The organism is Stenotrophomonas sp. TWI1409 (genome assembly GCF_039673015.1).
GTDB lineage: Bacteria > Pseudomonadota > Gammaproteobacteria > Xanthomonadales > Xanthomonadaceae > Stenotrophomonas > Stenotrophomonas maltophilia_A.
Genome location: NZ_JBDJKU010000018.1, coordinates 55,084 through 68,939 on the forward strand (window position 1 = coordinate 55,084; position 13,856 = coordinate 68,939).

The 13,856-nt window shown below is 66.3% G+C and carries 17 protein-coding genes; 7 read left to right on the plus strand and 10 right to left on the minus strand.

Annotation, left to right across the window (positions count from 1 at the left end; genetic code table 11):
- Positions 1–49: 49 nt before the first annotated feature.
- The 3 genes from ABE423_RS08165 to ABE423_RS08175 all read right to left on the minus strand — a co-directional run bounded on the left by ABE423_RS08165 (position 50) and on the right by ABE423_RS08175 (position 3,546).
- Positions 50–1,921: an ABC transporter ATP-binding protein gene (locus tag ABE423_RS08165; RefSeq protein ID WP_164080938.1), complete on the minus strand. Its 1,872-nt coding sequence runs from the start codon at positions 1,919–1,921 to the stop codon at positions 50–52.
- Between the two features lie 242 nt (positions 1,922–2,163).
- Positions 2,164–2,613, minus strand: coding sequence for a carboxymuconolactone decarboxylase family protein (locus ABE423_RS08170; protein ID WP_253143577.1), 450 nt, complete (start codon positions 2,611–2,613; stop codon positions 2,164–2,166).
- Between the two features lie 36 nt (positions 2,614–2,649).
- Positions 2,650–3,546, minus strand: coding sequence for an RNA polymerase sigma-70 factor (locus ABE423_RS08175; protein WP_346485690.1), 897 nt, complete (start codon positions 3,544–3,546; stop codon positions 2,650–2,652).
- A 147-nt stretch (positions 3,547–3,693) separates the two neighbouring features.
- On the opposite strand from ABE423_RS08175, the gene ABE423_RS08180 reads away from it, so the two are divergent.
- From ABE423_RS08180 to ABE423_RS08190, 3 genes are all read left to right on the plus strand, one after another.
- A complete protein-coding gene (locus ABE423_RS08180) occupies positions 3,694–5,211 on the plus strand; it encodes a fumarate hydratase (protein WP_125895487.1) in 1,518 nt (505 codons plus the stop codon).
- 127 nt (positions 5,212–5,338) lie between these two features.
- Positions 5,339–5,674, plus strand: a complete 336-nt coding sequence (locus ABE423_RS08185; protein WP_100434983.1) for a hypothetical protein — start codon at positions 5,339–5,341, stop codon at positions 5,672–5,674.
- Between the two features lie 58 nt (positions 5,675–5,732).
- Positions 5,733–6,368 (plus strand): glutathione S-transferase family protein, encoded by a 636-nt coding sequence (locus tag ABE423_RS08190; RefSeq protein WP_049398760.1) that lies wholly within the window; start codon positions 5,733–5,735, stop codon positions 6,366–6,368.
- Positions 6,369–6,439: 71 nt separating this feature from the next.
- Here the strand turns inward: ABE423_RS08190 and arsC are convergent, their stop codons facing one another.
- From arsC to ABE423_RS08205, 3 genes are all read right to left on the minus strand, one after another.
- Positions 6,440–6,781 carry an arsenate reductase (glutaredoxin) gene (arsC, locus tag ABE423_RS08195; protein WP_125895488.1) on the minus strand — a complete coding sequence of 114 codons (342 nt, stop codon included), beginning with the start codon at positions 6,779–6,781 and terminating at the stop codon, positions 6,440–6,442.
- Entirely contained in the window at positions 6,781–7,935 is a 1,155-nt protein-coding gene (locus tag ABE423_RS08200) for a phospholipase A (RefSeq protein WP_125895489.1), read from the minus strand. Before ABE423_RS08200 ends, arsC begins: the two co-directional genes overlap by 1 nt.
- A gap of 119 nt (positions 7,936–8,054) precedes the next feature.
- Positions 8,055–8,540 carry a DUF456 domain-containing protein gene (locus ABE423_RS08205; RefSeq protein WP_049398758.1) on the minus strand — a complete coding sequence of 162 codons (486 nt, stop codon included), beginning with the start codon at positions 8,538–8,540 and terminating at the stop codon, positions 8,055–8,057.
- Positions 8,541–8,776: 236 nt separating this feature from the next.
- Between ABE423_RS08205 and ABE423_RS08210 the strand changes: the two genes are divergently transcribed.
- On the plus strand, positions 8,777–8,986 hold the full coding sequence (locus ABE423_RS08210; protein WP_005410290.1) for a cold-shock protein: 210 nt from the start codon (positions 8,777–8,779) through the stop codon (positions 8,984–8,986).
- Positions 8,987–9,057: 71 nt separating this feature from the next.
- On the opposite strand, the gene ABE423_RS08215 is transcribed toward ABE423_RS08210, so the two are convergent.
- The gene (locus tag ABE423_RS08215) at positions 9,058–9,552 is read right to left on the minus strand and encodes a glycine zipper 2TM domain-containing protein (protein WP_010486804.1); all 495 of its coding nucleotides are present in this window, start codon (positions 9,550–9,552) and stop codon (positions 9,058–9,060) included.
- 136 nt (positions 9,553–9,688) lie between these two features.
- Positions 9,689–10,123: a cytochrome c gene (locus ABE423_RS08220; RefSeq protein ID WP_180837506.1), complete on the minus strand. Its 435-nt coding sequence runs from the start codon at positions 10,121–10,123 to the stop codon at positions 9,689–9,691.
- A gap of 80 nt (positions 10,124–10,203) precedes the next feature.
- Here ABE423_RS08220 and ABE423_RS08225 point away from each other — a divergent pair, with 80 nt between their 5' ends.
- Positions 10,204–11,031, plus strand: a complete 828-nt coding sequence (locus ABE423_RS08225; RefSeq protein ID WP_134952129.1) for a tRNA threonylcarbamoyladenosine dehydratase — start codon at positions 10,204–10,206, stop codon at positions 11,029–11,031.
- 72 nt (positions 11,032–11,103) lie between these two features.
- On the opposite strand, the gene ABE423_RS08230 is transcribed toward ABE423_RS08225, so the two are convergent.
- Both ABE423_RS08230 and ABE423_RS08235 read right to left on the minus strand, forming a co-directional pair.
- Positions 11,104–11,883 carry a TatD family hydrolase gene (locus ABE423_RS08230; RefSeq protein WP_049420901.1) on the minus strand — a complete coding sequence of 260 codons (780 nt, stop codon included), beginning with the start codon at positions 11,881–11,883 and terminating at the stop codon, positions 11,104–11,106.
- Positions 11,880–12,095 (minus strand): DUF6116 family protein, encoded by a 216-nt coding sequence (locus ABE423_RS08235; protein WP_049398753.1) that lies wholly within the window; start codon positions 12,093–12,095, stop codon positions 11,880–11,882. The genes ABE423_RS08230 and ABE423_RS08235 overlap by 4 nt, the downstream gene beginning before the upstream one ends.
- A gap of 163 nt (positions 12,096–12,258) precedes the next feature.
- On the opposite strand from ABE423_RS08235, the gene ABE423_RS08240 reads away from it, so the two are divergent.
- Together ABE423_RS08240 and ABE423_RS08245 are read left to right on the plus strand one after the other, a co-directional pair.
- Positions 12,259–13,104 carry a glycine zipper 2TM domain-containing protein gene (locus ABE423_RS08240; protein ID WP_049398785.1) on the plus strand — a complete coding sequence of 282 codons (846 nt, stop codon included), beginning with the start codon at positions 12,259–12,261 and terminating at the stop codon, positions 13,102–13,104.
- Between the two features lie 126 nt (positions 13,105–13,230).
- Positions 13,231–13,773, plus strand: a complete 543-nt coding sequence (locus ABE423_RS08245; RefSeq protein ID WP_049460564.1) for a GNAT family N-acetyltransferase — start codon at positions 13,231–13,233, stop codon at positions 13,771–13,773.
- The last annotated feature ends 83 nt before the right edge of the window (positions 13,774–13,856 follow it).

Genomic DNA, 13,856 nt, shown 5'->3' on the forward strand with positions numbered 1-13,856 from the left:
TTCTATCTCAAATGAGACAGGTTCTCATTAGGCGGAACGAGAGGCGTTCTCAGCGGTAGCCGGCCGCCTGCAGCTCGAACAGCTCGGCGTAGCGGCCGCCCTGGGCCATCAGCTCTTCATGGGTGCCGCTGGCCTCGATCCGGCCATCGGCCAGCACCAGGATGCGATCGGCCATGCGTACCGAAGAGAAACGGTGGGAAATCAGCACTGCGGTGCGATTATCCGCCAGTTCCCTGAACCGCTGGAACACCTCGAACTCACTTCGCGCATCCAGCGCCGCCGTTGGCTCATCCAGGATCATCACCTGCGCATTGCGCATCCATGCGCGGGCGATGGCGATCTTCTGCCATTGGCCGCCGGACAGGTCCACGCCCTGCTTGAAGCGGCGGCCGATCAGCTGGTCGTAGCCGCCGGGCAGGTCGTCGATCACTTCCTCGGCCATGCCACGCCGTGCGGCGTCGGCGATGCGCGCCTGGTCGTCCATCGCCTCGACCTGGCCGACGCCGATGTTCTCGCCGGCGCTGAGGTTGTAGCGCACGAAGTCCTGGAAGATCACCCCGAGGTTGGCGCGCAGGTCGTCCAGGTCGTAGTCGCGCAGGTCGCGGCCATCGAGCAGGATGCGGCCCTCGTCCGGTTCGTACAGCCGTGCCAGCAGCTTCACCAGGGTGGTCTTGCCGGCGCCGTTCTCACCGACCAGCGCCAGTACTTCGCCAGCCTGCAGCTGGAAATCAAGGTGGCGCACCGCCCATTGCTCGGCATCCGGGTAGCGGAAGCCGACGTTCTCGAACACGAAGCCCTGGCGGATCGGCTGCGGCACGCGCACCGCACCTTCACGCGAGTGGATTTCCGGCTGGATCTGGAAGAACGAGAACAGGTCATCCAGGTACAGCGCCTGGCTGGCCACCTGCGAGAACCCGATCAACAGGCCCTCCAGCAGCTGGCGCAGGCGCAGGAAGCTGCCGGCGAGGAAGGTCAGGTCGCCGATCGAAAAGTCGCCGCGCACCGTGCGCCAGGCGATGTAGGCGTAGGCGGTGTAGTAGCCCAGCGTGCCCAGTGCGGCCAGCAGCGTGCCCCAGAACGCGCGGCGCCGGGCCAGGGCGCGGTTGGCCTGGAACAGCGCCACCGACAGGCGCCGGTAGCGCTCCACCAGGAAGCGATGCAGGTTGTAGATCTTCACTTCCTTGGCCGTTTCCACGCTGGCACCGAGCTGGCGCAGGTAGTCGAGCTGGCGGCGCTCGGGCGTCCACTGGAAGTTGAGGCTGTAGCCGGCCGCGTTGAAGTGCGATTCGCCGATGAAGGCCGGCACCAGGGCCAGCGCCAGCAGCAGGATCAACCACGGCGCGTAGACCAGCAGGCCGACGGCGAGGCTGGCCACGGTGATCGCGTCCTGCACCTGGCCGAACAACTGGCTCATCAGGTTCATCCGGCCCATGGTCTGGCGTCGCGCACGGTCCAGCTTGTCCTGCAGGTCCGGGTCTTCGAAATCCTCCAGATCCAGCGTCGCAGCGTGCTCCATCAGCCGGATGCTGGTGACGTTGGCGAACAGTTCCGAGAGCAGAGCATCGGCGTAGCTGACCAGCCGGCCGAGCAGATCCGAGGCGATGGCCAGGCCGAATTCCAGCGCCAGCAGGCCCAGCAGCGGATTCAGTATGCCGCTGGACAGTGCTTCGCCCAGCGGCGGGAAGCCAGCGTCGTGCTGGCTCAGGTGCAGGGCGCTGTCGATGATCAGCTTGCCGACGTAGAGCATCGCCACCGGCAGCAGCGCACGGATCAGGCGCAGGCCAAGGCTGGCCAGGGTGAGCGCGGGGCTGGTCTTCCAGACCATGCGCAGGAACGGTGGCAGGTTGCGCATCGCCCTGAAGCGCTGGCGCAGGCTGGGTTTCTTCGCGGCGGCAGCGCCAGCGGTGGGGGTAGCAGGCATGTGCGTATTGTGCGCGCCTGACGCGTGCAGATGGGGTCAGTGCAGCCGTGTGGCCGACACCGGGGTCAGATCCCCTTGCGGAGCAAAGGGCTCTGACCTCATCTGCCCGGATCGGGTCAGAGCCCTTCGTAATGCGAAGGGATCCGACCCACCACATCCACGCATGGCGTGGATCTACCGTGTCGACCAAGGTCGACACCTACCAACAGCTGCAGAACCTGCCTGGCCCGGCTTGCCTCCCTTTACGGCAGCGGCGGCAGCAGCCCGGCGCCCAGCCGGTTCCAGGCATTGATCACCGCGATGCCCATGCTCAGGTCGCTGATGCCCTTCTCATCGAAGTGCGGTGCCAGTGCATCGAACGCCGCCTGCGACGGCGCGGCGTCGGTCAGCCGGGTCAGCGCTTCGGCCCAGCCCAGCGCCGCACGCTCGCGTGCATCGAAGAAACGGCTTTCGTGCCAGGCCGGCAGGGTATCGAGCTTGCGCGGCTCGATGCCGCCCTTGCGCAGCGTGGTGGCATGCATGTCCATGCAATAGCCGCAGCCGTTGAGCTGCGACACGCGCAGGAACACCAGTTCCATCAGGGTCGGATCAATCGAGCTGTCATGCACCGCCTGGCTGGTGGCCAGCAGGCCCTTGAAGGCTTCGGCGGCCAGGCGGGTGTAAGGGACGCGGGGAGAGGCGTGGTCGGACATTTTCGGCTCCACGGCGGCCACGATGGCCGCCTTTCATTACAAGGACGCCGTGCCGTCCCTGTTCGTGACAACGTCCGGCAGCTTTTCCGGATTCAGCACGCTGTACACGTTGGCGATGCGGCCAGCGACCACCTCGATGGTGGTGACCGAGTGCAGGCGATCACCGATGAAGCGCAGGATCGCCGGCTCGCCGTTGACGTAGCCCAGCTGCGCCGAATGCGCCGCGCCACGGCGGGCGATGGCCCAGAACAGGCGTCCGATGCGTTCGGCGCCCAGCAGCGGGCGGATCGCCGCGGTAACCACGCCGCCACCGTCGGAGACCAGCAACGCGTTGGCGTGCAGCAGGGTCTGGATCGCTTCGCTGTCGCCGCGCTGGGAAGCGTCCATGAAGCGTGCCAGCAGCTGCCGGTGCTGGCTGGCATCGGCATTGAAGCGTGGCCGCCCAGACTGCAGGCGCTGCCGGGCACGGTGCACCAGCTGCCGGCAGTTGGCCTCGCTGTGGCCGATCAGCTCGGCAATCTCGCGGTAATCGTGGTCAAAGGCCTCCTTCAACAGAAAGGCGGCGCGCTCCTCGGGGCCGAGCTGTTCGAGCAGGGTCAGGAAGGCGACCGAGATGTCGTCGGCCAGCGCATGCAGCTGGGCCGGGCCGGGCGCCGGGTCCGGCTCCAGGGTGACTGCCAGCGGTTCAGCCAGCCACGGGCCGACGTAATGCACGCGCTCGCGCTTGGCTGCGCGCAGCCGGTCCAGGCCGAGCCGGGTGGTGGTGGTGACCAGCCAGGCTTCGGGGTCGCGGACGGCCGCCGGGTCGGCGCCGGACCAGCGCAACCAGGCATCCTGGACCACGTCTTCGGCGTCGGTGCGACTGCCGAGCAGGCGGTAGGCCAGCGCCATCAGACGCGGACGGTGGTTCTGGAAAGCGGTTTCAGCGTTCATGTGGGCAAGGACGCCGCAGTGGCGCGTGGCGTGACAGAGGGTGTGCGTGGATAGTGCAGGCCAGCGGCCGGCACTACCACCCCGCGGCCGGGGGAGGGGGTAAAATGGGCGGATTACCCCCGCCAGCCTCCAGCAAGCGAGCAAGTCGTGACATCGATCAAGCAGGAAGACCTCATCCAGTCCATCGCCGACGCGCTGCAGTACATCTCGTACTACCACCCGGTCGACTACATCAAGAACCTTGCCGCCGCCTACGAGCGCGAGGAGTCGCCGGCCGCGAAGGAAGCGATGGCGCAGATCCTGATCAATTCGCGCATGTGCGCCGAAGGCCACCGTCCGATCTGCCAGGACACCGGCATCGTCACCGTGTTCCTGGAAATCGGCATGGACGTGCGTTGGGACGACGCCACCATGGGCGTGGAAGACATGGCCAATGAAGGCGTGCGCCGTGCCTACATGCACCCGGACAACAAGCTGCGCGCCTCGGTGCTGGCTGATCCGGCCGGCAAGCGCATCAACACCAAGGACAACACCCCGGGCGTGGTCAACGTCAAGGTGGTGCCGGGCAACACTGTCGACGTGATCGTCGCCGCCAAGGGCGGTGGTTCGGAAGCCAAGACCAAGTTCGCCATGCTCAACCCGTCCGACTCCATCGTCGACTGGGTGCTGAAGACCGTGCCGACCATGGGCGCCGGCTGGTGCCCGCCGGGCATGCTCGGCATCGGCATCGGCGGCACCGCCGAGAAGGCGATGCTGCTGGCCAAGGAAGCGCTGATGGAGCCGATCGACATCACCGAGCTGCAGGCCCGTGGTGCGTCCAACCGCATTGAAGAGCTGCGCCTGGAGCTGTACGAGAAGGTCAACGCGCTGGGCATCGGTGCGCAGGGCCTGGGTGGCCTGACCACCGTGCTCGACATCAAGATCAACGATTACCCGACTCATGCGGCCAACCTGCCGGTGGCGATGATCCCGAACTGCGCGGCCACCCGCCATGCGCACTTCACCCTGGATGGCAGCGGCCCGGTGATGCTGGACCCGCCGTCGCTGGAGGACTGGCCGAAGCTGACCTACGATTCGTCCAAGGGCACCCGCGTGGACCTGGACACGATCACCCCGGAGGACGTGGCCAGCTGGAAACCGGGCCAGACCCTGCTGCTGAACGGCAAGCTGCTGACCGGCCGCGACGCCGCGCACAAGCGCATGGTCGACATGCTCAACAAGGGCGAGGAACTGCCGGTCGATCTGAAGGGCCGCTTCATCTACTACGTCGGCCCGGTCGATCCGGTGCGCGACGAAGTGGTGGGCCCGGCTGGTCCGACCACGGCGACCCGCATGGACAAGTTCACCCGTCAGGTGCTTGAACAGACCGGCCTGCTGGGCATGGTCGGCAAGGCCGAGCGCGGCCCGGCGGCGATCGAGGCGATCCGTGACAACAAGTCGGCCTACCTGATGGCTGTTGGCGGTTCGGCCTACCTGGTGTCCAAGGCGATCAAGGCCGCCAAGGTGGTCGGATTCGCCGACCTCGGCATGGAGGCGATCTACGAGTTCACCGTGCAGGACATGCCGGTGACGGTGGCGGTGGATTCCAGCGGTGAGTCGGTGCACAAGACCGGCCCGCGCGAATGGCAGGCCCGCATCGGCAAGATTCCGGTGGTGGTGGAGTAATCCTGCCGCGCTTCCGGTTCAAGCAACGGCGCCCGTGTGGCGCCGTTGTTGTGTGGTGAGGGTTAACGAACCTGCAGCATCTGCTCTGCTCTGCTAGGCTCGGCGCGACCTCACACAGGACGTGTTCATGGGCCTGCATCGATTCATCGCCGTTGCGATCCTGCTGGCCCTGGCCGGCTGCAGTACAACCTCGTCCTATGAAGGTGCGGACTTCTCCGCCTCCTCGCAGTGCCGCATGCAGTGTCAGGCCGACTATCGCAGCTGCATGGCGCGGGGCAGTATCGGCAGCAACGACTTCAGCTGCGAACAACAGATGGTGCCGGCGCCGGACAAGCGCTGCAAGGACATTGCCAACCCCGAGCTGCGCCGTTCCTGTGAACTGAAGACGCACGACTGCGCGATACGCACGCCGATCATGTCCTGTAGCGAAAGCCGCGATACCTGCATGAGCCGCTGCGGCTGAGCAACGATTGCGCGCGTGGGCGCATAATCGGCTGATCCACCTGCACAGGATCTTCCGCATGAGCACCACGCTGTATGGTTCAACCAGTACCGCCGCGCTGGTGGTTCACTGGCTGCTGATCGAGCTGGGCATCGAGCACGAACTGGTGCTGCTGGATTTCGACGCGCGCGAGCACAAGTCGGCGGAGTACCTGGCGCTGAATCCGGCCGGTGTGGTGCCGACACTGCTGATAGATGGCTTGGTACTGACCGAAGCGGCGGCGATCGCACTGTATCTGGCTGACCGCCATCCGGAGGCCAACCTGCTGCCCGCACTGGGCACGCCGCAGCGCGCCGATGCCTACCGCTGGATGTTCTGGTGTGCCAATACGCTGCAGCCGGCCTATCGTGCCTGGTTCTATCCGCATGAAATGGCGGGCGAGGCAAATATCGAAGCGAGCCGCGAGATGGCCCGTCAGCGCCTTGAGGCGGCCTGGCAGCAGGTCGCCACGCACCTGCAGGCGCATGGCCCCTACCTGCTGGGCACCACGCCCTGCGTGGTCGACTACATGCTGGTGATGCTGATGCGCTGGTCGCGCAACATGCCGAAGCCCAGCGACACCTGGCCGGTGCTGAAGGCACATGCCACGTCGATGAAGGCGCGCCCGGCGTTCGCCGAGGTATACCGCCGCGAGGGCATCACCGACTGGCGGTAACCAGAAAAGGGGACGGAGGGGATCAAGTCGTTTGTGCACAAGCGACTTAATCCCCTCCGTCCCCTTTTCCGTTACAGGATCTCCAGCACCGTTTCCGGTGGACGGCACAGCCGGGTGCCCTTGGGCGTGCGCACCACGGGGCGGTTGATCAGGCGCGGGTGTGCGGCCATCGCGGCCAGCAGCGTGGCCTCGTCCGCATCTTCCAGGCCCAGTTCGGTGAACTGTGCTTCCTTGCTGCGCACCAGATCACGTGCGCTCAATCTGGATTCGGCCAGCACCTGGCGCAGTGTGGTCACATCGGGTGGATTGCCCAGGTACTCGATCACCTCCGGATCGAAGCCGGCATCGCGGATCAGCTTCAATGCGCCACGCGAGTTGCTGCAGGCCGGGTTGTGCCAGATCGTCACGTCCATCAGAACCACTCCAGCAGCGACACGCCCACGCCCACGTAGGTGGCCTTGTGGTTGTAGTCGATCAGGCTCTCGCCATAGCCGTCGAAGACCTGCACATGGCCGCGCAGCAGGTTGCTGATCGGGAAGCCGTAATCCAGCTGCAGGGCGCCGTGCGAACGGCTGCCGGTGCGCAGCGAGTGGCGCGCCATCAGTGAGACTTCGTGGCCGTTGCGGTTCCAGGTCAGGGTCGCATCACCGCGGCCCATGTAGTCCTCGATGTCCGGATTGTTGTCGTCGCTGCGGGTCTCGGGAATGCGGTACCACGGCCGCAGCACCAGCGCCCAGTTCTCGCGGTCCAGGCCGATGTTGAGCATCACCCGGTTCCAGCTGCGCGACAGTGGGTCGGCACGGCCGTTGGACTGGTGGTTCAGCGCGATGCCGGTCATGCGTCCACGCCAGCCACCGATCGAGTAGCCGTTGCGGAACACCATCATCACTTCCGGCTCGTAATTGGTTTCGCGGAACGGGCGCGAATCCTCGCCGTTGTAGGCCTGCCAGCGCGAGCTCTGGGTATAACCGGCCCAGATGTCGCCGTTGTCGCCGAACAGGTTCTCGGCGATCTTGGTCTTGAAGCTGATCTGGAACTTCAGTTCGGCGCTGTCCAGCACCTGCGGCGTGGTGACCGTGTTGGCCGGGTTCGGCGAATGCGGCGTGGTGTTGCGGTCGCTGGTCCAGAACGCCGGCAGCAGGTACACCGGCTTGTAGGCACGCAGCTGGAATGGGCCGAGCTTGGAGTCCTCGGCCAGTTCCCAGCGGCTGTCCAGCAGCGAACCGCGGCCGGCATTGGCCAGCGCGCTGTCCGGCGCAGCGGGGCGGAACAGGTCGCTGACCCGCTCGCGCAGTTTCTCTTCGCCTTGGCTCACGCGTGCGGTCTGGCGTTCTTCGCGACGGGCCTGCGCGGCCGCCTCGGCAGCGGCATCGGCGGCGGCCGTGGCCTGCGGCGTATGCGCGAACAGGCGGTCATAGCAGGCCAGGCGCGCCGCGTCAGTGGTGATGGCGGCACACGCCGCGGGCGAGGTATCGGTGTTGGGCACGAATTCCTGCGCGGCCAATGGGGCACTGGCCAGGGCCAGCGCCAGCGGCGCAAGGCGGGGAAGCAGCGGGGGGAGGGTCATTCCAGCAGGCCCTTCGGTGAATACGGGGATCGCACAGTGTGGCGGCTGTACCGCATCGCGGCCAGCCCCCACGGTTTATGCACGGCCACCGCGTGCGCGCGGCGTGAAGACGGCGCGGCTTACAGGAACCAGGCGAAGGCGAACAGGCCCAGCATCGCGATCACCACCGCCAGTTTCAGCGCCAGGCCGAGCAGGATGCCAAGCCAGGTGGCCAGACCCACCTTGGTCGAGCGGCCCAGTTCACGGGTGTGCCAGTACTCGCCGGCGAGGGCGCCGATCAGGGGCCCGGCAAAGAGACCGATCGGCATGAAGAACAGCCCGACGATGCTGCCGACGAACGTGCCCCACAGCGCCTTGCGGCTGGCACCGACCCGCTGCGCACCCACCACTGTGGCCAGCACGTCCACCAGCAGCGAGAGCAGGGTCAGTACGCCCAGCGCGACCAGGGTCGGCCAGCCGACGTGGGCGAAGCCGTCGGCCCACGCAGCCAGCAGCAGTCCGATGAACACCAGCGGGATGCCGGGGAGGGCCGGAAGGATGATTCCGGCGATGCCGACGAGGACAAAAATGACCGCTAGCAGATATAAGATGAATGAGAGTCCCATGCTGTCCCGTATGGTGGTCGTTTTGGGGTTGACAGTGAAAGATTTTGCCAGTTGCTTTTTCGTTTTGGGCGGGTTAAGTTGCAGTCGCTGAGCTTGGCAAGGTCACCGTGGATCGTGGCCTGATGAAGCAAGATCTTCCCGATCCGCTGCATCGATGCACCTCGCTTCCCCCTTGCTTGTCAGCCGCCCACCAGGCGTTTCCTACAACAAGAGAGAGTCACCAGGGAGTTAGTGAGATGTCTGATCGCGAGACCGGTACCGTCAAGTGGTTCAACGATGCAAAGGGCTTCGGCTTCATCAGCCGTGAAAACGGCGAAGACGTGTTCGTGCACTTCCGTGCCATCCAGACCCAGGGCTTCAAGAGCCTGAAGGAAGGCCAGAAGGTCACCTTCACCGTCGTGCAGGGCCAGAAGGGCCTGCAGGCCGACGCCGTTCAGCCGACCTGATCGCGCTGCATACCGTCAAATGAAAAGGCCCGCGCAAGCGGGCCTTTTCTTTGCCATCGGCCCGATGCAGGTCAGCGCAGGATGACCTTGCCGTTGACCACGCGCACGTAGGTGTTCTCGCGGATGCCGCCGAGGTCGCGCTGGTTGACCACGATGGTGCGGCCATCGTCCATGCGCACGCTGATGTCGTAGGTGTCGCTGGTCACGTTCTTCTGGATCTGGTTGCCGGCCAGTGCGCCACCGACCGCGCCCGCAGCGGCGGCGATGTTCTTGTTGCCACGGCTGCCGCCGGTGTGGTCGGAGATCTCGTGGCCGGCCACGGCGCCGACGATGCCGCCCAGGATCGCGCCGGTCGCGCTGGGCGCGGTACGGCCGGACTGCACGGTGTTGATGCGGGTCACGATGCCGCAGTCGGCGCAGCGGCCCTGGTTGTAGCCACCATTGTTGCCGTAGCCGCCATTGTTGTAGCCGTTGTTGTAACCACCACCGCCGTAGCCGGGCGAGGTGGCACAGCCAGCCAGAGCAAGGGTAGCGATGGCGCTGGCGGCGATGAGCTGGATCTTCATGGGGCGTCTCCTGGCCGTGAAGGCGGGTGTCTGGGGTGGTACTGCGTCATGCAGCAGGGTGGACGAATCGTCCCCTTTTGAACGTGAACAAGGCGCCAACCGCGCAGGCCTTGTCCGGCTGCAGGATGAATGCGGCTCAGCGGAAGTCCTGGTGGCAGGCGCGGCAGTCGGCCTGCACCGTTTCCACCACCCGGGCCAGGGCCGCGCAGTCGCTGGGCGGCGCAGCCAGAGCGGCGTTGAGGTTGCCGCGCAGCTGGCTGGCATGCTGCTGGAACTGCGCGCTGTCCTTCAGCCCGGGAAAGGCCAGGTCCAGGTCGTTGGACAGCAGGCGCATGGCCTGCAACCGCGGCACGCTGTCGGCCAGGCTGCAGCGGTTCTGCTGCTGGGCCTGCTGCAGCAGCTGCGATTGCCGTTGCATCACCTGCATCAGGCTGTCCGGGAACGGATCGCGGCGGGCCTGCAGGGCGCGGCCGACCATCACCGTGGCGATCAGGCCGATCAACAGGCCCAGGCCGAGCACGAACAGATAGCGGTAGGCGGTGGACGGGCGGCGGGGCGGGCTGGCGTTCATGGCGGGCTCTCCGGGCGTGCAACGGTAGGTTCGATGCCGACGTACTGCGGGTGCCGACGCCTGCACGTTAAAATAGCGGGATGAACGAACAGGTCAAACAACGCTTCGCCGGCATCGAACGGCTGTATGGCGTGGGCGCACTCGAGCGCCTGCAGGGCAGCCGCGTGGCGGTGGTCGGCATGGGCGGCGTCGGCTCGTGGGTGGTGGAAGCGTTGGCGCGTTCAGCGGTCGGCCACCTGACCCTGATCGATGCCGATGACATCTGCGTGTCCAACACCAACCGGCAGCTGCCGGCGATGGAAGGCAACTACGGCCGCAACAAAGCCGAGGCGATGGCCGAACGCTGCCGCGCGATCAACCCGGACATCGCTGTCGATGCCGTACAGGCGTTCCTGACGGTGTCGAACATGGCCGAACTGCTGGACCGTGGCTTTGATCTGGTGATCGATGCCTGCGACAGCTTCCGGGTCAAGGTCGAGACGATTGCCTGGTGCCGCCGCCGCAAGCTGCCGCTGCTGACCGTGGGTGCCGCCGGTGGCCGCACCGATCCCACCCTGGTGCGCATCCGCGATGTCTCGCGCACCGAGCACGACGCCATGCTGGCGTTGATCCGCAAGAAGCTGCGCAGCGAGTTCAACTTTCCGAAGAATGCCAAGCGCTACTTCGGCGTGCCGGCGGTGTATTCGCTGGAGAATGTGAAGTACCCGCAGGCCGATGGCAGCGTCTGTGGCATCCGCCCGAACCTGGGCGCTGATGCGGCATTGAAGCTGGACTGCGGCGCGGGCCTGGGTGCGGCGACCCACATCACCGGTGCGTTCGCGTTCGCGGCGGTCGGCAAGGCGCTTGAAATGCTGCTGGAGCCGAAGAAGGTGAAGGCCGAAGTGGTCGAGGATCACGCTGACGCGTGATCGGTAGCGCCGGCCGCTGGCCGGCAACCCGGAATGATTGAATCAGCGCAGATGCCGGCCAGCGGCCGGCACCTACCGTTGCATAGCGGGCAGCGCGAACAGCCGCCGCGCGTTCTCCGTCGTGGCCTGGGCCACCGCGTCCAGCTCCATCCCGCGTAGCGCCGCCACGTGGCGGGCGATGATCGCCAGCCGTGCCGGTTCGTTGCGCTGGCCGCGGATGCCGGCGTCAGGCTGGTCCGGAGCGTCGGTCTCCAGCAGCAGCTGTTCCAGCGGCATCTCGCGCACCAGCCGCTGCAGGCGTTGCGCGCGTTCGTAGGTCAACGGGCCGCCGAGCCCGAGCAGGAAGCCCTGCCTGTGCAGTTGCGCTGCCTGTTCTGGACTGCCGGAAAAGCTGTGCACCACGCCGCGCAGGCCGCCGACGCGACGGATCGCGGCGATCACTGCATCCACCGCGCGCCGTGCATGCACGATCACCGGCAGCTCGAACTCACGGGCCAGTTCCAGCTGACCGATGAAATATGCCTGTTGCGCCTCGGCATCCAGGCCTTCAACGAAAAAGTCCAGACCACATTCGCCGATCGCGCAGGGGCGTTCGCGTTCGATCCACTCGCGCAGCAGCGGCAGGTGTCCAGGCTGGTGCTCGGCCAGGAACATCGGATGCAGGCCGTAGGCTGGGTACAGCCCCGGCGCCTGCTGGCAGACCTCGCGCAGCTTCGGCCAGCTGGCTGCGGTCACCGCCGGCACCACCTGCTGGTGCACGCCAGCGGCCTGCGCACGCTCGACCACTGCGGCGCGGTCGCGGTCGAACTCGCTGGCGTCCAGATGGCAGTGGCTGTCGACCAGCAGGCTCAATGCTGCTCCAGCGGCGGAGGCGTGGTGGTGTTGCGGCGCTTCCAGTTGGCCAGCAGCAGGGTGCCGAAGCCGAGCACCAGCTCATCGACGAACGGAATCGGGTCCGGGATGAACAGGGTCAGCGCGAACAGGCCCGCGGTGAGCTTGAACAGGGTGGGGTAGCGCAGCCGGCGCGCCCATTGCAGTACCGGCAGCAGCATCGGGTTGGCCATGGCGGGGGTCCTCCTGGGGAATATGCAAACGCTACCACGGGCCCAGCATTTCCCGATGCTGAATGGGTTACGGGAATGAGCAGGAAATGTGGAGATTCCGTTCAGGCAGCGCATGCTGCAATCTGGTTCGAGAACGTTGCGGATGGTCCGCAAGGAGCAGGTCATGAAAAGCACAACTACAACTGTCCTGGTCGCAGCGGGCGCGCTGCTGGTCGGTGGCATCGCCACTGCCGCCTTCATGAAGAGTGGCGACAGATCGCCCGATTCCATCAGCGCCGGAACCCCCAATGGTGAATCGCGCCTGGTCGATGGCAACGCCACCGACGATGGCGCGCGTGGTGACACTCTCGACCCGACCGCACCGCGTGGGCTGGAATATGCCGATGTGCTGAAGGTCGACCCGATCACCGAGAAGCAGAAGGCCTACGCCACCGTGATCGGCACCGATGCGGTGCGCGAGACCTCCACCACCCAGACCCCGCATGAAGTCTGCCAGGACGTGACGGTGCAGGAGCGACTGCCGGAACGTGACGGCAACGTCGGCGGTACCGTGGTCGGTGCTGTGGTGGGTGGCCTGCTGGGCAACCAGGTCGGCGGCGGCAATGGCAAGAAGGCCGCCACTGCGGCCGGCGCGGTGGCCGGTGGCTTCATCGGCAACCAGATCGACAAGCGCCATGTGGGTGGCCGCGTGGTCAACCGCACCGAGCGCCAGTGCCACACCGAGACCGCGACCTCCGAGTCGAGCCGCGTCACCGGCTACAACGTGACCTACCGCAACGAGGACGGCACCACCGGCACCATGCGCATGGCCAGCAAGCCGGGCAACCGCATTGCCATGGGTACCAACGACGTGGTGAAGGGGTACAACGTGACCTACCGCTATGACGGCGCCGAGAAGACGGTGCGCATGGACAACAAGCCGGCCAGCGATCGCCTGCCGGTGGTCGATGGCCAGCTGGTCACGCAGACCGCTGCTGCCGGTGCCACGGCGGCCAGCACGCGCCAGTAATCCAGACGCAGCATGCAGTACCTGACGGGCCGGCTTATGCCGGCCCGTTTCGTTGCAGCCGGCGAAATTCATCCGCGCGGGGCGTGAATCCACCATCATGGACGCTTCCTTCGACATGGAGCCGGCATGAGCATCTTCGACCTGCGCATCGAAACCGAACGGCTGATCCTGCGGCCGCTGCTGCGCGAGGACTACGAGCCGTATCTGGCGTTCTGCGCCGACGAGGAAACGATGCGCACCCTCGGTGGCGTGCAGCCGCCTTCGGTGGCCTGGCGTGGCTTCTGCAGCCTGGCTGGCGCTTGGCAGCTGTTTGGCTTCTCGATGTTCAGCGTGATCGAGAAATCCAGCGGTGACTGGATCGGGCGGATGGGGCCCTGGCAACCGCAGGACTGGCCCGGTACCGAGGTCGGCTGGGGCATCCGTCATGCCAGCTGGGGCCGGGGCTATGCGCCGGAAGCGGCGGTCGCCGCGATCGACTGGGCGTTCGACACGCTGGGTTGGGACGAAGTGATCCACACCATTGCCGAGAACAACGACAACTCGCGGGCGGTCGCGCGCAAGCTCGGCAGCACCCTGCTGCGCATGGGGGAGTTGCCAGCGCCGTACAACGACAAGCCGATGCAGATCTGGGGCCAGTCGCGCGAGCAGTGGCGGCAGCGCGCGCGCTGAGCCTTGCCCGGTAGTGCCGGGCCGGGGGGGGGACCCCCGCAGGGGGGCTAAAGTGTGGATATTAGACCAAAAAAAGCCCCACA